Genomic DNA, 19,251 nt, shown 5'->3' with positions numbered 1-19,251 from the left:
AGGCGTTGAGTGCGGAAGCGCGCACATCGGTGGTGCAAAATCGATCCGGCTGGACGATTGACGCCAGCCGCGACGATCGGTGTCCACCGTTCGGAATTGGGCCGCGCAGATCGACATAAGCTATGATGACCGCCCACACTGCTGTACGATGCTTTAGATACGGGCTTTGGAAGGCGCACCGCGTGGTGCCGGATTGCACCATGATCGACTGGGATGACATTCGCTACTTTCTTGCCGTGGCGCGCAGAGGCTCAGTGCGGGCTGCCGCCGAGGGCCTCGGGGTGTATCACTCGACCGTGCTGCGACGCATCGCACAGCTCGAGGAACGCCTCGGGGCACAGATGTTCGAAAAGCTGCCTTCGGGCTACCGCCTGACGGCTGCGGGCGAGGAGGTCCTCGAGCTCGCGAACCAGATGGAAGCGTCGTCGCACCAGCTGGAGACGCGCGTCTTCGGGCGCGACCAGAGCGTGCGCGGGCTTCTGCGGGTAACGCTGGCACCGACCCTCGCGACACACCTGCTCATGCGCGACTTTGCCGATTTCGCGCGTCTGCATCCGGACATCGAGATGGAAATCTTGTCGTCCGGCGAGCTGGCAAATCTGACCAACCGCGAGGCCGACGTGGCGATCCGCGTCGTCTACGACCGCAAAACCCTGCCGCTCAATCTTCACGGCCTGAAGGGGCCGGAGCTGTTCGGTGGCATCTACATATCCCGCGATCGACTCGCCGCGTGGCGTGCGGGCGCGCCTGATCCCATCCGGTGGACCGTCATAAGCATTCATGGAATCCCGGACTGGGTTCGCGAGGGTGAGGTTCGCGCCACCGGAGTTCCGTTCAGGACCACGGACGCCGAGGCGCAGATCGCCGCGGTACGGCACGGGCTCGGGATGACGACACTGCCGTGCTTCGTTGGAGATGCCGACCCCCTTCTGGTGAGGGTGCCAGGCACCGACCTGCACATGTACGGAACGCTCTGGCTTCTCACCCAGGGGGAGACACGCAAGACGAAGCGCGTGCGGCTCTTCACTGAGTTCGTATCCCGCAGGCTCGCCGCGTACGCTCCGCTTCTCGCGGGGCTGTCCATATCGCGCGACTGACGCCCGGCAGGTCGCTGGCGAGGCCGTCGAAAGAAAGAATTTTCAGCCCGAATTCAATCAAGATGGACGAAAGCGGCTCCTCTGACAAAGGGTTGAGCTACAGGCGAGAGCTGTATCTAACTCTGAAATTCCTTCAGGGCGGTACGACAAAGCCTAAGCACCAGCGTGCGGATGGCCGGTTCTTTGCGCTGGCGTGTTGATAGCATGCGAAAGAAGTCCGGCGAGGTCAGTGCGAAGAGCACATCCGTCGCGACTTCGGAATTGTCCTGTGCGATGTATCCGTCCTGCGCCAGTCGCTGCAATACAACCGAAAGCGCCTTGCGCCGCCTTTCATGGCGCGCCGCGAGCGCGGCGGCAAACTCCGTTTCCGTAAACGCTGTTTGATTCAAGCGATCCACCGCAGGATCGAACGCCCAGAAATCACAGAATATCTCGATCAGCCGATCAAGTGCCGATCTCGGATCGGGCAGCGCCATCGCCTCGGGAATGCGCGCGAGCCCTCCTTCGCGCGCGAGTTCGTCGAACACTGCCTCCAGCAAACCACCGCGTGAGCCGAACTGATTGTAAACGGTCAACCGGGTGACGCCTGCCGCCTTGGCCACGGCCTCCATGCTCATTGCGCTTGGGTTGGCAGTGCGGAGCAGCTTGATTGCTGCGGCCAGAACCTGAACGCGGTTCTCCCCGGCTGCCGCCTCGCGGATGGCGCTCCGATAGCGCCGCTTATCGCTTGACTTATTCATTTTACAGTGTGTAAATCCAATTGTGGGCTTACAATGTGTAAATCCAATTATGGAGAATGGAAGCCATTATTATGATTTTTATCGTGATCGTGCTCGCCGTCCATGTCCTCAGTTCGGTGTTCTGGGCAGGCTCGGCGTTCGTACTGGCGCGGCTCTCCGGGCTTGGAGGCGAGCGCTTGGTCTATCCGCAGGCGGGAGCCGCGGCCGTTGCAATGTTGACCGGTGGCTATCTCTGGGCTGCGTTGCATGACGCCGGAATCGGGCCTGCCGAACGGGTCTTGCTTGTTGGAATCGCTGCTGCTCTCATCGCTTTTGCTGTCCAGGCCTTTGGAGGATTCGCCGCGCTGGTTGGCTTGCGCCGAGGACAGTTGGGTGAGGAGCCGGCGCGCAAGCGCATCGCGATGGTGCAACGCGTGGCAGCCGGGTTCCTCGCGATCACCGTAATCTGCATGGCGGTTGCGCGTTATGTCTGAATTGAGCGGTCAGGTCGCCTTGGTCACCGGAAGCTCGCGCGGCATCGGTGCTGCCATCGCCAAACGGTTCGCCGCCGCAGGCGCCGCAGTGGCCGTTCATGGTCGCGACATGCCTGCGCTCTCTCATGTCGTGAACGCCATCCGGGACCAAGGAGGCCGCGCGGTTGCGATAACCGGTGAGCTGACCGACTTTGCGGCTGTCGAAGGCATCCGCGCTGCGGTGGAGCGAGAACTTGGTCCGGTCGATATACTCGTGGCCAATGCCGGCGGAAGTTACACCCCGCCCGCCGCACTGGAAGACATTCCTGAAGAAGGCTGGCATGCGTCAATCGAAGGCAATCTCACGACCACATTTCTCACGCTGAAGAGTTTCGTGCCCGGCATGAAAACGCGCCGTCGCGGCGCGATCATTACCATCTCCTCGGCCGCTGGCCGCCGCCCGCACCCACGATCGCCCATGCCTTACGCCGCGGCAAAAGCAGGCGTTGAGCTTATGACTCAGGCGCTTGCTTCACAGGTCGGGCCATTCGGCATACGCGCGAACTGCATTGCGCCTGAAACGATTCTCACGGACCGCAATCGCGAGCGCATACCTGGCGACCAGCAAATCACCATGGCCGAGCAACACCCGTTGCTCCGCTTAGGTAGCCCGGAAGACGTCGCAGAAGCCGCCCTTTACCTGTCCTCCTATCGCTCGTCATGGATAACTGGCGTTGTTTTGGATGTTGCTGGTGGCGCTGTGATGGTCTGACAAGCGAGGCGCTCATCGATTGGTGCCGGCACCCACGTCCCCACGCGCTGTGGGCGTAGGCTGACGGCCTTTCTGCTGGCAAACCGGGATCGGAGTCTGTCATCGATTCCGAATTTCGGTTGGCGTCTCGATGGACGCCCGGCATTTCAGAGGCCACCGAGCCGTTCAATTCGCGCCACGAACCCGCATGATATTTGGCAGGATCCGCCGCTTCAGCATGGGGACAGCGTTGACGACGCGCATGGCGCCTCGCATGAGGGCGAGCTGCAAGGCGCCGACGATCGGCCTGTGAATCAGGTCGGTCGAGCTCATCTGCTTCTTCGATTCGTTGACCGCCTCGGTACTGTAGCGAAGCATCTCGACTTCGTAATCGTGGATGGCCTGAACAAGCGGCCTTTGCGCTTGGTGGACCTCGACCAGCAATTGGCCGAGCAGCGCGGCGTCGCGGAGCGCTGTATTGGCCCCGGCGCCGCGCCCTGGGGTCATGGTATGGATCGCGTCGCCGAGCAGAGTGACGTTGGAGCTTTCCCATGGCGACAGCGGGACCGAGGTTCTCATGCCAAGGTGGTGAATTGCCGCGGGCTCAGTCAACCGAATGAGCGCACGCATATGCGGATGCCAGTCGCGCGTCAGCTCGAGCCCCAGATGCTGCAACTCATCGCCGTCCAAAGTGGTCGGGTCTTTCCGAAAATTCTGGCGGGCGCCCCACAAGGCCCAGCCAATGCTGTCGGCATCAAGCAATTCGACGAAGTTCGGCCAGCGCGCGGCGAAGTCCGGATTGGTCCGACTTTGCGGGAATTCCAGCGAATGGATGATCCCGCCGAAGCCCTTCGGCGCCATAATCATCGACATGCCGTAGAACATCTTTTCCGACAGCAGCGCCTTGCTTTCGGCGGTCATCGGAAGCTTGCCGCCGATAGAGACAATTCCCGTGTCTTCCAACCGAGCCTCAGGCAGGCGCTGCTTGCGCACGGCGGAGCCCGAGCCGTCAGCGCCGATCAGGACATCGCCACTTGCTGAGCTCCCATCCTCGAAGCGGGCCGTGACCGATCCGTCGGGGTTCTGCGTAAATCCCTCAAAGCGCTTGCCGAAGGAAACTTGGTCTTCGAGCCCCATCAACAGCACGCGCCGCAGCGTCTTGCGGATGACATTCTTCTCGCCGTCCATGGCTTCAGCCGCCACGCCGTCCAATTCGAGGCACAGGACTTCGGCAAAGCGTTCGGTCAGCATGCTGAAGTTGCGTGGCGCGCGGGCGCAGGTTGCCACGAACAGGTCGTAAATGTCGGGCGGAACGCAGGTTTTGAGCGCCCGGCTTCCCGCCGGACTGATGCCAACGCGGTAACCACCAGTATCGGCGTTCGGCACGAGGTCGCGCTCGAACACGGAGACGTCGATGCCCGCTTGCTTGAGCGCGTGAGCCAGGGCCAGTCCGCCAGTGCCGGCGCCGATGATCAGGACGTGCATAGGTCACTCCGAGCCGTTTGCGAGATCAGGGGAGAATTGCGCTGCGATCTGCCGCAACCAGGCCTCGCTCCAGGTGAGGTGTCCGGCGCGGAGGTCCCCGACGACGGCCTTTACCCAGGACAATTCGGTGGCCTGCATTGCGCGGGCGTACTCCGCCTCCAAGAGGAAGAGCCGCGGAAGGCCTCCAGCCTGCTTCAGGAGCTCGCCAGTACGATGAAGCTCGGCTTCGATGGCCTTTGCTCTCAGCTCGAGCTGGCGCAGCGCGTCTTCGGGCGAGAGCAGTGGAAGAAAAGATACAGCGGCCGGAAACTCGGGATATTCCATCCCCGGCTTAGAGAGGATCTCGCGCATCCACTCGACCACGATCGCGCGACCTCTCTCGGTGATCTCATAGACCGTGCGTTCCGGCCGCTTGTCGTCGCGGATGGTTTGCCGCGCGGAGATCAAGCCTTCCCGGTCGAGACGCTGGATCGTCTGATAGAGGCTCGCCCGTTGCGTGACATTGATCACCTCGTCCTTACCGCGCTCCTTGATGAGACGCTGCATGCGGTAGGGATGCATCGGCGCTTCATACAGCATGGCCAGGATAGCAAGGGCGATGGGCGAGCGTTTGGGAGACAACATAGTATGAATATTACTAGTCATTAAATAACTAGTCAATACAGTTTCTAACCGCCCACTCCTGCTCGTCGGATCCTCGCTTGCGACCTGGCGTCCCGCTTGGCCGCGTGGGCGAAACCGGGTAAACATTCATGGAAATCGGGCCAGCCCCCGCGGACCATTTGAGATCGCTAGGCGCGCGGTCCGCGCATCGAGAGACTATGCAGCCCTTCTGTCCGCGAGGCGCTCGGCGTGATCGTCGGCGAAAAGGCGGGCGCTTTCGGTGCAAGGGAGGTTTGCGAGGAAGAGCTGATGGGCCTGGGCGGAGCTGTTCTGCGGCGCATGTTCGGTCACCCGAGTGGCCTGCTCGGCTTGTTCGGCGGGCGGCTCATGGCGCGGACCAATCGCGGCTGCGCAGCCTGGGTCGCCGAGTGTCTCGCGCTCGCGCCACAGAAGCGCGTCCTCGAGATCGGCTTCGGGCCGGGTGAGGGCATCGCTGCGGTGCTTGCGGCCGCACCCACCGCTGAGATTGCAGGGGTCGATCCCTCGCCAGTGATGCTGGCAATGGCTCGGCGTCGCAACCATGCCGCCGTCGCCGCGGGCCGTGTCTCGCTCGTCGAGGGGTCGGCGGAGCGCCTGCCTTTTGACGACACAAGCTTCGAAGCGGCCTTCGCGATCAATTCGTTTCAACTGTGGCAGGATGCTCCGGCCGGCCTCCGCGAGATCCGACGTGTCCTGCGCACAGGCGGTCGGATCGCGCTCGGGTTTACTCCGCATTCGTTGCAGCAGAGGGAGGGCCTCGTTGAGAGCCTCACCGCAGCCGGTTTCGAGGATGCACGGCTCATCGATCGCGACCAGAACTTCGGCATGCTCGCGATAAGACCGTGAGGCCCCATCAGCCAGCCGCAAACTTGGTTCCTTAGGGTCAAGATCAAAACAGGACGGAGCAATCCCTGCGAGCAGGATGTCCCCGTCCCAGGGGAGCCGAACGAGCGACCATCAGGCCTTAACGGCGAACAGGTCGGCGAACCGCTTGAGGTACAGTGGCCAGCCCTGATCACCGGCAACACCATCACGCTCGCTTTCCCAACCTTGGCCATGGCGTTCCAGATGCCGGTGTTCCAGCTCGACACGGGTCCGGCTCGCCGTCTCGGCAATGAACCGCACTTCCCATTCACTCGTCTTAGCCGGATCGGTCTCTATTTGCCATTGCGGGTTGATGTTCCAGCTCAAAAGCACCCAGTTGGGCGGCTCGTAAGCCAGCACGCGAGCCCAGCGGCATTCGCTGCCGTCGGTGCCGCGGTCGTAGATGTGGCCGCCGACGCGCGTCTCGAACACCGTCTCTACGATCGGGACGGCAAGCAGATTGTGCTCGGGCGGCTTGAAGCTGCCGAAATCCTCGGTGAAGACCTTGAATGCGCGCTCGATCGGCGCCTCGACCACGACGGACTGCCTTACGGACGCGACTGGTATGGTGGTATTCATCGTCACTCCTCTGGTGGTTGCTCGACGGTCATCTTGTAGGCCGCCAGTGTGGTGCTCCAGAACCGGTCGAGCCAGGCGCGCATCTGGCCAAGCCCCGCCGGATCGATGTGATAGACGTTGCTGGCACCCTTCGGCTCGGCTCGAACTAGGCGCGATTCGCGCAGCACCTTGAGATGCTGGGAAACGGCCGACTGGGACACCGTCACCTCCCGCGTAATTTCAGCGACCGAGCGAGGACGGGCCGCGATCAGTTCAAAAATCACGCGGCGGGTCTGGTCGCCAAGGGCTGCTAGCTGGGCGTGTTCAACAGTCATGACTTATGATTAGTGTAAACTGATGAAATTGTCAGACGGCGGGCCACGCCGCTCCAGATCGTCACGGCTGTCCTCATTCGGGAGACGCCCGAAATCCTACGCAAGGCCAGTGCCATCTATCTCGACGAAATCCGCAAGGACGGCCTCTATGAGGCCATCTGGCAGGCCTTCGCCGTGCAGCGAGGGTACAAGCCTCCGATCGGCCTGAGGTGGACAACGGCCTGTCGCTTCCAGCTATCAGAATGGACAAGCCGCCGTCAGGGGGCACTATTTCAGCGGCAGAAACAACTCCGCCACCGCCTCATGCTCCGGCACCTCCGGGAAGAAGCTCAGCCGCTGGCAATAGATCGGGAAGTCACGTGCTTCCTCGCCGCTGGCGGGAAGCCAGTCGCGATATAGGTAGAGCGCGGCGGGCTCCAGATTGTCGGTGTTGCCAACGACGCGCAGCACCGCGCAGCGTCCGCCAGGGATCTCGCCGGCTTTGATCCGCTCGCCGTTCGCCTCGATCGGTTGGTCGGTCCCGACACAAAGGTCCACGCTATAATCGGCGGGCGACGCAGGACGCCGCTCGGAACGCCAGACATTGAAGGTCGGACTTGTCCTGGGGTGCAGGCCAGCGGCCTTACGCCACGCGATGAACCGCTGGATGGTGGCGCCGAGCGTCGCCGGGTCGCCCCGATGTTCCATGATCGCCACCGGCGTGGGAGGCACTTCGCGAATCGTCACATCGCCAGTCGTAAAAGTCTTCTGCATGAGCTTGCTCCTCGCGTTGTCGAGAGGCCCGAAGGCCGCAAGCCACGGCTCCCAGTCGGGAGACTTCCGGAACGACGATGGCGATTGCCCGAACCGTTGCCGAAAGGCACGGGCGAAGGCATCCGGTGCATCGTAGCCAGCATCAATCGCTATGTCCGTGACGCGTTCGTCGTCCCTGTAGGCCAGCCGGTATGAAGCGCGCTTCATGCGGGCAAGCTGGACATAGCGATGCACGGATAACCCGAAGGTCGCCGTAAACTGCCGGTGGAAATGAAACTTCGAGAAGGCCGCAATACCGCTCAGAACGTCAAGATCGAGATCGTCATCGAGGTGCTGATCGATATAGTGCAGCACCCGCTGCATCCGCTCATGATAGTTCCAAAGCGCTGACGTCATTCATCTTGGTCTCCGTGGCAGCTCAAATTAGATCCCCCAGGCCACGCAGCGCTCGACCGATCTTGCCGTTTGGCGTGGTTTTCTGACGGGTCCGAGGCCGATAGTATTCGAACGGAAGAATATTTTAGTGAAATTCAATTGGCGCGCTTCACACGACGCCCGGCATACCGGAATTCATGCATCCGGAAATCGCGCTAGTGCAGGCGGGAGCCGGCATGGATGGGGTCGGCTGGGGCTACGACGCGTTTACCGACACGCAGCTCGAGGCCGTGGTCGCCGCCTTCCCCGGGGGCTGATTTCAAGCATGGAATCATTGACGCCTTCTACCAGGGCATGAAGCATCGCCCCGCCAGCACATTCGGAACCTCTAATGACAATGTCTTGACGTTCAAGGAGCCACAGTTTCGACGGATCGATATGTGCGGCGTCATTCTCGCCTCAGGCTGGAGTGGCAGAGCGAGGACGGCCCGGCACAGTTACCCGAGCCTCAGTGGTTCTCCCGGAAGTGCCCAATCGCTAGATTCAGCGAATCGGGCCCATCCAAGAAATGCCGAACGGAGCGGTGCCCTTACCTCACGTTGACGCTCATGCCGCTGATATCGGCATTGACCTGAAGGCCAACCTGCCTGCCCGTGAGTTCGAGCTGGGCGCCCTTGTCATTGGTCATGACGATCATCTGGGCCCCTTTGCCGACCGCGCCGCCGCCGCCTGCTGCACCGTACACGCCTGTCACATCTTGGGCGCGGCGTATGTGGCGCACGGTACCATTGAAATAGGTCTTGGAGGCACCGAACGCGAGGCCACCCGAGATGCCGCCGATCGAGACGGGATATCGGTGACCATGGAAGGTCAGCGTGCCCTCGCCGCCGGAACCCCCGACGAAAAAGGCCGCCTTGTAGACGGCGAAGCTGATCCTACCGCTGTCGGCATGCACGACGCTGGCAAAACTAACTCCCGCGGCGGCGATGACGCCAACCGCGACTGACCGAAATCTGGATGAAATCTTCATGATGAGATACTCCTCAAGAGCGCCGCTTACCCAGTCGGCCGGGCACGACGTCAGCGTCGTATCAAACTTATAGCTCAACAGTCTCGCGCGTCATTAGTTCCAAGGGCACGCTGAATCGCGCTGACCGGCGGCACGTCCGCGAAAAGCCGGACTGCTGCGCGACTAGAAGAAGCCGGGTATGAGATGCCAGCGGACTTTCTCGCAATATTCGCTATAGCCGCATAGATTCTCGGCGAGGAATTTTTCTTCGTCGAACAGTCGCCAGACGAGACCAAGAATTGTGAGAAAGGCAGGGATGAGCCCCCAGTAAGAGCCGAGGGCCAAAGACGCGCCGATGAAATATGCCGCCGCGCTCGAATACATCGGGTTGCGTACGATCGCGTAGGGGCCGGTGGAGACTACCTTTTGGTCCTTGCCGATTTCGATTGTGGCGGAGCCGAAAGAGTTTCTTTGAAGACCCGGTTACTATCCACATGCTCAGCAGTATCAGAAGATTGCCCGCTATGGAGAGCCAAGGCGGCACGCTCGACCAGCCGAAACGATGGTCGAACCCCGGCACAACGAATGTTGCAATGCCCGGGAGACCGGCGACTAATACGATGATCTTCTGCGTGAGTCGCTGTTCTGCGCCCGGTCCTGCCTTGGTTCTGTTCTCGAGGAGTATCGGATCATTCACGATGTACAGCGTAAGTGGGACGCTCGATACGGCGCCGACTCCGAGATAAACCCATGCCTGCCAGTACTGAATTGTTCCCGCCGAGAGGAACAGCGCGAGCCCCATGAGGGCAAAGCTCACGATAAGCGAGAGCCACGCCTTTACCTTGGGATCCTTCATTTGATTTGAACTCCGACTTTCTCCGCTGAGTTCTGGATTGCCGACATTCCTATGCGGGTGAGCCGCATCACCAGATGAGCGGAATCAGACGCCAGCGCACGCGGCGCGCATAATCGTCATATCCCTCGAGACCCATGCGCAGCGTTTTTTCTTCGATGCCGATCCGGATGCCGAATAGGATGGCGAGGATAGGGACCGCCGCAAGTCCCCACCATGATCCGAGCACGAGCGATGTCCCAGCGATGTAGAAGAGCGCGCCGAAATACATCGGATGGCGGACGATGGCATAAGGGCCTGTTGTGATGACCGCCTGCCCACGATCCTTTTGTATTTTCACGACCGGCGCCGCGAAGCTGTTCGTGCGCATGACCCAGTAAATGAACAAAAACGCTGCCAGGAGGAGACCGCATCCTGCCCACTGCACGGAAGATGGCATCGCCGACCAGTGCCAGCGCGCCGCATCTGCCGCCATGAAAACCATTCCTCCAAATATGAGGAGCAGGATTGGGATGAGAATCAGCTTGTCAGCGAACGGCTGGTCCTTTTGTACAGGCGGCTTCAGTCGCTCTTTAAGCAGGCCGGGATCGACGCGCATCATGTGCAGCCCAAAAACGGCTGAGAGCACAACCATCATACCGAGATACAGCCACCCGCCGGTGTAGTCCGTCGTGCCTGCAGCAACAAAGATGATCGCACCCATGAAGCCGAACCAGACGATCGTCTGGACGAAGAGGTTTAGAACGAGACCCATTTTTCTTGCCTTTCCTGTCGAAGCTTGGCGTCTTCCGCACGGCGAGCGCGCTGCGGGAATTCGCTCGTCATCGCGGTTGCCGACCACGCTTCCAGCGGCGCATGGCAGCCTCCATGGCACCACGCATCACCCCATAGAAATCGGCCATTTCCTCGAGCCGCGCGCTTGCCGTCTCTGAGGCGGCGATTCTGGCTCCGGCATTCAACTGCCCGGCCAACGCGTCGAGCAGACGGTTCTGCTGCCGGATCATGGCTTCGTAGTCGTCGGCTACGGCATATAGCGCACGCTTCGTTCCAGCCTCGCTATGGCGATGCGCGAGGGTGTAGCTTTCCAACAGCCGAGCGGCAACGCTTGCGCTGCTCTTGCTGATCTCAAGGTCTTCGGTGATTTGATCGAGCGTGACGGGGCGAGGACAGAGAAGCAGATACCCGTAGAGCCGGGCGGCGACGGGCGGCACACCCCAAGGCGTAAGCAGCCTAGCCACATCCTCGATGAACCGCTGCTCGTCCTTGTTCGATTTATTGTGTATATTCGGCATATTCCGAATATAGAGAAAAATGTGGCTGACGGCAAGGACGATGGCCTGACCCGACCTTGATGCGATGGTGCCTTGGTACTTTCGCACACCTCGGGCGATGCATCGCCCTTCTTATTGGCAAAGGACGCGGCGACAGCCGTTTTGGAAAAAGCCGCGATGGCAGAGCGCATAGGTGCAATATCGAAGCACTAAGTCGTTCGATATTGGCCGAAGCTTTCCGTCCGCCGCCTTTGCAAAAAGCGGCGGACGGCGGGGTCTATTTCCAGCGCAATCGCCTGGTCATAGGCTTCGCGGGCGGCGGCCGTTTCCCCCATTCTCGTATGCAGTTCAGCTCGCGCCGCCCAATAGGGTTGATATTCGACAAGCCGGCTGCCGAGGGCCAGCACAGGCAGCGCCGCTAACCCCGCGGCAGGCCCGCGCGTCTGCGCTACGGCGATTGCCCGATTAATTGCCGCCACCGGCGAGCCGGTAATTGCGCAAAGGCCATCGTAGAGACGCTCGATCGCCACCCAATCCGTCGCGCCCGTACGGCGTCGCACGACATGAGCCGATTGGATGGCCGCTTCCAATTGATAGCGGTCGAAAGCATCAAACGCACTGGCGCGAACAAGCAGATCTTCAGCTTCGTCGATCAGCCCTTCGTCCCATAGAGCAGGATCTTGATCAGCCAGCGGCACGAATTCGCCGGCCGGACTGCGCCGGGCGCAACGCCGCGCATGCGAATAGAGCATCAGCGCAAGCAGGCCGAGCGCTTCAGGCTCCTTAGGCAAGAGCGTGACGATCAGCCGGCCGAGCCAAATCGCCTCCTCTGCGAGATTGCGCAGGCTCGCATCGGTGCCGGCTGGATCGCTCCAGCCTTCGGTATAGGCCGCGTAGACCGCCTCCAATACCGCCGTCAGGCGTGCGCGCATGTCTGCCCTATCGGGTACGCGCAAGGGAACCTTGGCATGCCTAATTTTGCGCTTGGCCCGCGCCAGCCGTTGGCCCATTGCCGCCGGCGAGACCAGGAAGGCGGAACCGATCGTCTGTGCGTCAAACCCAAGGATCGTCTGCAGGATCAGGGGAGCTCTGATTCCGGGCTCTATTATCGGATGCGCGCAAGCGAACATCAAAGCCAGACGTTCGTCCGGAATTTCCGGCACCAGGCTCGCGGTTGCCTCCAACTCCTCCGCCATGAGCTGAAGATGCCCGGAGGCGACAGCGCTTACCCGTCTGCGCCTTACGGCGTCGATCATCTTGCGTCGGGCAACGGCAAGCAGCCAAGCCTCGGGGCTCAACGGCGCGCCATTGACCGGCCAATCGGCCAAGGCAGAAGCAAAGGCCTCCGACAAGGCGTCTTCAGCTCCGGCCACATCGTGCGTGCGCGCCGCGAGAATAGCGACCAGCTTGCCATAGCTTCGGCGCGCCACCGCCTCGGCAGTTTTTATGGCAGACTGGTCATCTCCTTGCGACATGCAATTCAATAGACCATGAGAGGGCGAACCTCCACAGTGTCCTGTCGAGCGCCGGGACAACGCGCCGCCCAGGCGATGGCGCCATCGAGATCAGCCGCCTCGATAATATAATAGCCACCTAACTGCTCCCTGCTTTCGATATAGGGGCCGTTGAGAACGGTGGGCTTGCCATCCGGCGCGCGCACCACGGTTGCCAGGGAGGAATCCTGCAATCCGCTGCCCGCCACGAACGCGCCGGCCTTTTTCAAGATTTCCGTGTAGGCCGCGTAGGCAGCGAACGTCTCGGCTTTCTGCTCCTTGGTGGCATCCTTGTACTTGGCTTCGCTCCGATACACTAACAGCATATATTGCATGACGCGTTCCTTTCTCTCGATACGCGCAGCCTCATGGCCCGCTGCGACAAAGACGTTTGATCCGGCGAGATTTTGACAGGGTGCAGGAAGAAATATCGGGGCATCCTCACCAGCAATATCGTGGAGACTACTATGACGGGAGTGCTCGTGGAATTCCAATCATTGGAGCCGACTCTAAGCGCAAGGATGCGCCTTAGCCGTCGAAAAAATCGCAGGATGGTGTCGGTTTCCGAAAACCCCGTTCGTCGTTCCGATACCGGGCCAATGAGGCCGGCTGAAACAAGGAGACAGGCGATGCGTGTAATGGTGCTCGTGAAGGCTACCGAAGACAGCGAAAAGGGCTTTTTCCGGGACCCCGCGACAATCGAGATGATGGAGGCGATGGGCAGGTTCAATGACGAACTGCGGGATGCCGGTATCCTGCTCACGGGCGACGGCCTCAAGCCCTCTTCTGAGGGCAAACGTATTGCGTTCGATGGTGCCGGCCGTACGGTCATCGACGGACCTTTCGCCGCGACCCGCGAGCTCGTAGCGGGCTTCTGGCTCTGGGACGTCAAGGACGTGGACGAGGCAGTCGCCTGGGTGAAGCGCTGCCCCAATCCCATGCCGGGACCGAGCGAGATCGAAATCCGGCCGCTATACGAGGCTGGTGATCTGCAGTGAAAATCTGACGCCTGAAGGTGCGGAAATCCGTGACCGGACAGCGATGGATGGCGGAAACTACAGACATCCCATCAGGAGTGGTTTGCATCAGGGCGTTCGCGCAATCTCCGTTGCGTTGCTTTGATGCCCGGGACGCCATTGCTCCGGTATCGGACATGCTCGATGAACGCGCGGAGTTTGGGCAAGACCTGCCGTTTGCCCGGGTGGTACAGAAAAACCCCAGGCGTTGTGACGGCGAAGGAAGTTAGCAGCGCTTGCAACCGGCCATCGGCAACAGCCGCTTCGGCGAGTGGGCCGGGCACCTGTGCAAGTCCCGCGCCTTGGATGGCAGCCCCCAGGACCGTGGGGTAGTCATGCGCGATGAGCGGCCCTGAGACGATCGCTTCGACCGCCTTGCCGCCGTCGACGAAGGACCAAGGCGCGACCGACCCGTTCGAGCGGCGCATGCGCAGGCAGGCGTGGTCGCGCAGATCGTCGATGCGCTCCGGCCGCTTGCGCCGAGACAGGTAATCGGGGCTGCCGACGACGACGAAGGGGAACGGTGGCGTCAGCCGCACCGCGACCATGTCGGCGGCGATGAATTCGCCCATCCGGACACCGGCATCGAACCCCTCGGCCGCCAGGTCGACCAGCTTCTCGCTTACCGCGATCTCTACCTCGATTGCGGGATAGGCCTCGCAGAAGGAGGCGATCAGCGGCTCCAGCAGGATCGGCACGACCGAACGCGGCACGGCGAGGCGCAACAGTCCGGCCGGCCGCTCGCCGAGTTGACCGGCGACCTCGCTTGCGGCAACGAGCTCTTCGAAGGCCGGCTTTGCACGCGACAGGAATCGTTCGCCCGCTTCGGTCAGGCCGACACTGCGCGTTGTGCGCAGAAAAAGCGCCGCGCCGACGCGCGCCTCAAGTGCGCGCACTACTTGGCTGATCGCCGATGGAGTCACCCCCAGTTCCGCAGCCGCCCTGCGAAAACTGCGGTGCTCGGCGACGCTCAGGAACGCCTCCACACCGTCGAGCGCGCCTCGTCTGACTGTGAAATTCTGCTTCATGGCCCGTCAACATTATAGCGAATAGTCGCGCGGCGAAAGCAGTCGTACATCTGACTTGCAAGGCGGGCGCCACCCCGATGCCGCCTCGCCACAACAGTCAGAAGCTTTGGAGGAACCTTGAAATGACCGATACCCTTGATAGCGTTCGCGACCACTATCATGCGACCGGCTTGACCGAGCGGTTGAGGACAGCACTCGCGGCCCTCGGGCCGGAGAACCAGCGGCTCACGCCCCGGCAACTGGGTGCTCTCGACCAGTTTCACACGCGCGGCCTCACAGCAACCGCCGAGCTTGCCAAGTTGGCTGGAATCACCGCCGACATGTCGGTCCTGGATGTCGGCTCGGGCGTCGGCGGGCCGGCGCGCTTCCTGGCTGAAGCCTATGGCTGTCAAGTTGCGGGCGTCGACCTCAGCGAGCCGTTCGTCGATGCGGCGCGCTATCTGACCGAGCGGACGGGACAGAGCGCGCAGGCGTCGTTCCAGACCGGAAATGCGTTGGAGCTTCCATTTGACGATGACTGTTTCGACGTCGTGTTGCTGCAGCATGTGGCAATGAACATTTCCGACCGAGCGCGCCTCTACGGCGAGATCCGGCGCGTGCTGAAGTCAGGCGGCAGGTTTGCCACCTATGACGTCGTGTTGAACGGCGGCGAGCCGCACTATCCCGTCCCTTGGGCGCGAACGCCGGCAACGAGCTTCCTACTCACGGCCGCCGCGACGCGCGAGGCCATTGAGGCGGTCGGTTTTCGCAACGTCGCGTGGCAAGACGACACCGGGGCCGCCAAGGCCTGGATCGCCGAGCTGCGCGAGTCGGGGCCGCCACCCTCGCCAAATCTCGGTGTGGTGATAGGAGCGGACTTCGCGCAGCTTGTCGCCAACTTGGGACGAAATCTCATGGAAGGCCGGCTCGGCATCCTGACCGCAGTGTTCGAGGCCGTGTGAATTAGCGCGTCATAGGAGACCGCCATGTCGACTGCACTCATCTTTCAGCTGCATCTTGTTCTAGGCTACGTTCCGTGGCTGCTGTGCTTCGGAGCATATATCTGGCCCAGGCTCAAATCGATGGACCAAGTCGAAGCGCAACGTGCCATCGCCACGTTGCACAGTTTCCGCTTCTTCGGGCTCGTCTTCATTGTTCCCGGCGTCGTCGGCCCCAATCTGCCCGCCGCCTTCGCGACATTTGCCGCTTACGGCGATTTTGCAACCGGCTTGCTCGCCATCCTGGCACTTCTCAGCGTCAGGACACGCCCGCTTTTTTGGCTGTTCATCATCGGCTTCAATGTTGCGGGAACAGTCGACCTCATCGTCGACTATTATCACGGCAACCAGCTTGATCTTCCGGCGTTGGCCGGGCAGCTCGGCGCCACCTACGCGATCCCGATTATCTACGTGCCGCTGTTGATGATCACCCACATCGCCGCGTTCTATTTGCTGGTGCGTCCTCAGCCTGTGGCCGTGCGTTCCCTCACCAGTGATGCGGCCGCATCATAGATCTTGGCATCACTATCTGCCCGAATTCCTGATCGAGGATGCCATGGCAACCGGCACCCTCGTTCCCATCCTGCCTGATTGGAAGCCGTCACCCGTAGGGATGCCAAATTATCGCAGAGGAACAGGATTACGGGGCGCGCCTGGTCAAGACCATCGTCATTGCTGGCCTCACCATCTCGATACTGCATCATCAGAATCCGCACGCGGCTTGGCTTCCTACGTCTCTTCTCGCATCCATGGGGTAAAGGTGACCCCGACCAATAATCCTTCTGGCCCAATGAAGCGACTTACAGTCTGACCCCACGGTTCCTTCTTGTTCTTGACCAGCATTCGATAACCTCGTGATTCAAGCTCCGCCGTAGCCTTTTCGACATTGTCGACGTCAAACTCAATCCAGGCTTGCGGGACAGGAACATCGCTGGGCCAGGAGTCCTTCCCGTAACAGGACTGAGCGGCCTCAGAGAGCGGCCACAGGGCGAAAGTCTGCGCTCCCTTGAGCGCCTCGGTGTGGAGGTAACCACCTTTCTCCTCCTTGAAGGGAATACCGAATGTCTGGGCGTATAGCTGGCGGCTTGCCGCCGCCTCACGGACAATCGGGCCGAAGCCCGCGATGAACAAGACTCTGGTGTTTGTGATTTCTTCCATGGCGTCTCCTCCTTTGCCCAGGATGAACGCAAGCGATCGGGAGTTCGTTTCATAAATCGAGACGATGACCGCAAAAACGCCGGAAGTCAGACTCCTTGGCAATTTGGTCAAGGCGATGCGGCCGCGCCCGGTTCATGAAGTGGCGATTGTCTTTTGCGGGCGGGTTGGACGTGTCGTGCCTACCTAGGGCTTAGACAAATCGACCGATCAACAATTTGTACATTGCCTTCGAGGAACGGTAACCGTGCTGCCGCATTGACTCCGTTTGGGCGCACCAGACATCGCGAAACATCGAGTGCTTTGCACTTGGCAGGAGGAGTCATGCCGAAGAATGCGATAAACAAAGATGATCGTTCAAGACTAGCGAAGTCATTGACACTCGCCGGGATGAGCCTCGGCTATGCTGTCGTTCAGCTCGACGTGACCATCGTCAACACCGCCTTAAGCAGCATTGGCAGTGCGCTGGGCGGTGGCGTGCCCGAGCTCCAGTGGGTGGTCACCGCCTATACGATTACGTTCGCCGCGTTGATCCTGACGGCCGGCGCGCTGGGTGATCGCATCGGCGCGAAGAAGACCTTCATGGCCGGCTTCGCCATTTTCACGGCGGCGTCACTCGCTTGCGCGCTGGCGCCCTCGGCTGTGATTCTGATTGCGGCCAGGGTCTTGCAGGGCATGGGCGCGGCCATTCTTGTTCCTAGCTCACTCGCCCTTCTCAATCATGCCTATCCCGATGAAAAGGAACGTGGGCGTTAGGTTGGGATCTGGGCCGCCGGCGCGAGCCTCGCGCTTACGGCGGGTCCGTTCGCAGGCGGCGGCCTGATCGCAATCGTCGGCTGGAGGAGTATATTTCTGGTCAATCTGCCGATCGGGCTCGCAGGCCTTTGGCTGACATGGCGGTGGGCAGGCGAGACCAAGCCATCGCCGCGTCGTGAGCTCGACCTCGCCGGCCAGGCTATGGCAATCGGCGCGTTGGGCTGCCTCGCCGCAACAATCATCGAAGGTGGGATCTCAGGCTGGGGCAATTCCTGGGTTATCGCGGGATTTGTTGTTTCCGCGATCTTGGTTGCGCTGTTCCTGTTGCAGGAGCAACACGTCAGGCAGCCCATGCTGCCGCTTGCGCTGTTCAAACGTCGAATGTTCTCGCAGATGTCGTTTGTGGGCCTATTGGTGAACGTGCCGTTTTATGGTCTGATCTTCGTGCTCAGCCTTTACTTTCAGCAGGTCAACGACCTTTCACCTTTCGAGACGGGCATGGCCTTTCTTCCGATGATGGGGGCGGTCCTTCCCGCCAACCTCTTGGCGGCCCCGGCCGCCCATCGATTTGGAGCGCTTCCGGTTATCGCCGCCGGGGCATTGATCGCAGCCGCAGGCTGCTTCGCCCTCCTCGGCATCGGACATGGTACAAATTATTGGGCGATGCTCGTTCAGTTCCTCGCAATGGGCGCCGGATTGGGACTGTTGGTCCCGCCGCTCACATCGACGCTGCTAGGCAGCGTCGAGAAGGCGCGCTCGGGCGTGGCCGCCGGCGTTCTTAACTCCGCGCGACAGACCGGCAGCGTCCTTGGAGTGGCCTTGTTTGGATCGCTCGTCGGCCAGATGAACGCCTTTGTCACCGGTGCGCGGGAAGCGCTGGTCGTCTCCACAACGCTGCTGGTTGGCGCGGCGGTAGCGACGACGATCAACGGCTGGGGCACGACGAAATAAGTCACGAGGACAAATCCGCATCTGTCCTTCGCCTGTGGATTATCCTCGGCTTCAGCTCAGAAACCCAGCGTTTGCTGCACAGGCTTCAGCGGCGCGAGCTGCACGCCTTCCAGTTCCAGCATGCGAGCCTTGGCGCTCGAACCGCCGGGCGCCGAGAAGCCGCCTATCTTGCCGCCGGCGGCCAGGACGCGGTGGCAGGGGATGATCAGCGCCACGGGGTTCCTGGCCATGGCCTGGCCGACGTCGCGCGCGGCTTCCGGCCCGGCGCCGAGCTGTTTGGCGAGCGCGCCATAGGTGGTTGTGTGTCCCCATCCCACCTGCCGCGCGGCGGCATAGATCTGCTTGAAGAAATCGTCCTGCTCGCTAAGGTCCAGCTTGATGCTGGAGAAGTCGATCTCCTCGCCAGCGAAATAGCGCTTCACGGCAGCAACCGCTTCCACCACATCGGGCGTCGGTACGCCGGGCCTGGCATACGGCAGGCGGCGAAGCATGAGGCGCTCGGTCGCGTCGGCGCTTTTCGTCGGCAGTTGGAAGCGCGTTATGCCGATATCGTTCCACGCAATTCCGCAGAAACCGCCAGCGGTTTCGAAGATCAGATAATGTTGCGTTGTCTCGTTCATGGCAAAGTCTCCGTGTTTCCACTTGCCATGAAAATCGTGCGCCCGACGCTCGAATTCAACCCGATTCTTG

At 61.2% G+C, this 19,251-nt stretch carries 22 protein-coding genes and 1 pseudogene; 8 read left to right on the top strand and 15 right to left on the bottom strand.

Annotation, left to right across the window (positions count from 1 at the left end; translation table 11 throughout):
• Positions 1-200: 200 nt before the first annotated feature.
• On the top strand, positions 201-1,097 hold the full coding sequence (locus CCGE525_RS02295) for a LysR family transcriptional regulator (RefSeq protein WP_120702864.1): 897 nt from the start codon (positions 201-203) through the stop codon (positions 1,095-1,097).
• A 116-nt stretch (positions 1,098-1,213) separates the two neighbouring features.
• Here CCGE525_RS02295 and CCGE525_RS02290 read toward each other — a convergent pair whose 3' ends face one another.
• Complete coding sequence (locus CCGE525_RS02290) at positions 1,214-1,708, bottom strand: TetR/AcrR family transcriptional regulator (RefSeq protein ID WP_245472076.1); 495 nt, start codon at positions 1,706-1,708, stop codon at positions 1,214-1,216.
• A 200-nt stretch (positions 1,709-1,908) separates the two neighbouring features.
• Here CCGE525_RS02290 and CCGE525_RS02285 point away from each other — a divergent pair, with 200 nt between their 5' ends.
• Together CCGE525_RS02285 and CCGE525_RS02280 are read left to right on the top strand one after the other, a co-directional pair.
• Positions 1,909-2,310, top strand: a complete 402-nt coding sequence (locus CCGE525_RS02285) for a hypothetical protein (protein ID WP_245472075.1) — start codon at positions 1,909-1,911, stop codon at positions 2,308-2,310.
• On the top strand, positions 2,303-3,061 hold the full coding sequence (locus CCGE525_RS02280) for an SDR family NAD(P)-dependent oxidoreductase (protein WP_120702862.1): 759 nt from the start codon (positions 2,303-2,305) through the stop codon (positions 3,059-3,061). The genes CCGE525_RS02285 and CCGE525_RS02280 overlap by 8 nt, the downstream gene beginning before the upstream one ends.
• Positions 3,062-3,226: 165 nt before the next feature.
• Here the strand turns inward: CCGE525_RS02280 and CCGE525_RS02275 are convergent, their stop codons facing one another.
• Both CCGE525_RS02275 and CCGE525_RS02270 read right to left on the bottom strand, forming a co-directional pair.
• Complete coding sequence (locus CCGE525_RS02275) at positions 3,227-4,525, bottom strand: FAD-dependent oxidoreductase (RefSeq protein ID WP_120702861.1); 1,299 nt, start codon at positions 4,523-4,525, stop codon at positions 3,227-3,229.
• Between the two features lie 3 nt (positions 4,526-4,528).
• On the bottom strand, positions 4,529-5,149 hold the full coding sequence (locus tag CCGE525_RS02270) for a PadR family transcriptional regulator (protein WP_120702860.1): 621 nt from the start codon (positions 5,147-5,149) through the stop codon (positions 4,529-4,531).
• Positions 5,150-5,377: 228 nt separating this feature from the next.
• Here CCGE525_RS02270 and CCGE525_RS02265 point away from each other — a divergent pair, with 228 nt between their 5' ends.
• Positions 5,378-6,013 carry a class I SAM-dependent methyltransferase gene (locus CCGE525_RS02265; RefSeq protein WP_205587418.1) on the top strand — a complete coding sequence of 212 codons (636 nt, stop codon included), beginning with the start codon at positions 5,378-5,380 and terminating at the stop codon, positions 6,011-6,013.
• A gap of 111 nt (positions 6,014-6,124) precedes the next feature.
• Here CCGE525_RS02265 and CCGE525_RS02260 read toward each other — a convergent pair whose 3' ends face one another.
• The 9 genes from CCGE525_RS02260 to CCGE525_RS02215 form a co-directional block, all read right to left on the bottom strand.
• On the bottom strand, positions 6,125-6,610 hold the full coding sequence (locus tag CCGE525_RS02260) for an SRPBCC family protein (RefSeq protein ID WP_120702859.1): 486 nt from the start codon (positions 6,608-6,610) through the stop codon (positions 6,125-6,127).
• 2 nt (positions 6,611-6,612) lie between these two features.
• Positions 6,613-6,924: an ArsR/SmtB family transcription factor gene (locus CCGE525_RS02255; protein WP_120702858.1), complete on the bottom strand. Its 312-nt coding sequence runs from the start codon at positions 6,922-6,924 to the stop codon at positions 6,613-6,615.
• A gap of 267 nt (positions 6,925-7,191) precedes the next feature.
• Positions 7,192-8,073 carry an AraC family transcriptional regulator gene (locus CCGE525_RS02250; protein WP_120702857.1) on the bottom strand — a complete coding sequence of 294 codons (882 nt, stop codon included), beginning with the start codon at positions 8,071-8,073 and terminating at the stop codon, positions 7,192-7,194.
• 568 nt (positions 8,074-8,641) lie between these two features.
• The gene (locus CCGE525_RS02240) at positions 8,642-9,082 is read right to left on the bottom strand and encodes a lipid-binding SYLF domain-containing protein (RefSeq protein ID WP_120702856.1); all 441 of its coding nucleotides are present in this window, start codon (positions 9,080-9,082) and stop codon (positions 8,642-8,644) included.
• A gap of 162 nt (positions 9,083-9,244) precedes the next feature.
• Positions 9,245-9,445: a hypothetical protein gene (locus tag CCGE525_RS38750; protein WP_342637431.1), complete on the bottom strand. Its 201-nt coding sequence runs from the start codon at positions 9,443-9,445 to the stop codon at positions 9,245-9,247.
• 539 nt (positions 9,446-9,984) lie between these two features.
• Positions 9,985-10,668, bottom strand: a complete 684-nt coding sequence (locus CCGE525_RS02230) for a methyltransferase family protein (RefSeq protein WP_120702855.1) — start codon at positions 10,666-10,668, stop codon at positions 9,985-9,987.
• Between the two features lie 67 nt (positions 10,669-10,735).
• A complete protein-coding gene (locus tag CCGE525_RS02225) occupies positions 10,736-11,206 on the bottom strand; it encodes a GbsR/MarR family transcriptional regulator (protein WP_245472074.1) in 471 nt (156 codons plus the stop codon).
• A gap of 188 nt (positions 11,207-11,394) precedes the next feature.
• Positions 11,395-12,660, bottom strand: coding sequence for an RNA polymerase sigma factor (locus tag CCGE525_RS02220; RefSeq protein ID WP_120702854.1), 1,266 nt, complete (start codon positions 12,658-12,660; stop codon positions 11,395-11,397).
• 5 nt (positions 12,661-12,665) lie between these two features.
• Entirely contained in the window at positions 12,666-13,013 is a 348-nt protein-coding gene (locus tag CCGE525_RS02215; protein ID WP_120702853.1) for a YciI family protein, read from the bottom strand.
• Positions 13,014-13,307: 294 nt separating this feature from the next.
• Between CCGE525_RS02215 and CCGE525_RS02210 the strand changes: the two genes are divergently transcribed.
• Positions 13,308-13,676, top strand: coding sequence for a YciI family protein (locus CCGE525_RS02210; RefSeq protein ID WP_120702852.1), 369 nt, complete (start codon positions 13,308-13,310; stop codon positions 13,674-13,676).
• A 71-nt stretch (positions 13,677-13,747) separates the two neighbouring features.
• Here CCGE525_RS02210 and CCGE525_RS02205 read toward each other — a convergent pair whose 3' ends face one another.
• Entirely contained in the window at positions 13,748-14,722 is a 975-nt protein-coding gene (locus tag CCGE525_RS02205; RefSeq protein ID WP_120702851.1) for a LysR family transcriptional regulator, read from the bottom strand.
• 122 nt (positions 14,723-14,844) lie between these two features.
• Here CCGE525_RS02205 and CCGE525_RS02200 point away from each other — a divergent pair, with 122 nt between their 5' ends.
• Together CCGE525_RS02200 and CCGE525_RS02195 are read left to right on the top strand one after the other, a co-directional pair.
• Positions 14,845-15,663, top strand: coding sequence for a class I SAM-dependent methyltransferase (locus CCGE525_RS02200; RefSeq protein WP_120702850.1), 819 nt, complete (start codon positions 14,845-14,847; stop codon positions 15,661-15,663).
• Between the two features lie 24 nt (positions 15,664-15,687).
• On the top strand, positions 15,688-16,212 hold the full coding sequence (locus CCGE525_RS02195) for a hypothetical protein (protein ID WP_120702849.1): 525 nt from the start codon (positions 15,688-15,690) through the stop codon (positions 16,210-16,212).
• Positions 16,213-16,428: 216 nt separating this feature from the next.
• Here CCGE525_RS02195 and CCGE525_RS02190 read toward each other — a convergent pair whose 3' ends face one another.
• Complete coding sequence (locus CCGE525_RS02190; RefSeq protein ID WP_120702848.1) at positions 16,429-16,857, bottom strand: VOC family protein; 429 nt, start codon at positions 16,855-16,857, stop codon at positions 16,429-16,431.
• A gap of 321 nt (positions 16,858-17,178) precedes the next feature.
• Here CCGE525_RS02190 and CCGE525_RS02185 point away from each other — a divergent pair.
• Positions 17,179-18,561: pseudogene (locus CCGE525_RS02185) on the top strand (MFS transporter).
• 56 nt (positions 18,562-18,617) lie between these two features.
• Here the strand turns inward: CCGE525_RS02185 and CCGE525_RS02180 are convergent.
• Complete coding sequence (locus CCGE525_RS02180) at positions 18,618-19,181, bottom strand: methylated-DNA--[protein]-cysteine S-methyltransferase (protein WP_120702847.1); 564 nt, start codon at positions 19,179-19,181, stop codon at positions 18,618-18,620.
• Positions 19,182-19,251: the final 70 nt, after the last annotated feature.

It is taken from the genome of Rhizobium jaguaris, assembly GCF_003627755.1.
Classification (GTDB): domain Bacteria; phylum Pseudomonadota; class Alphaproteobacteria; order Rhizobiales; family Rhizobiaceae; genus Rhizobium; species Rhizobium jaguaris.
This window is presented reverse-complemented; position numbering and strand designations above follow the sequence as displayed.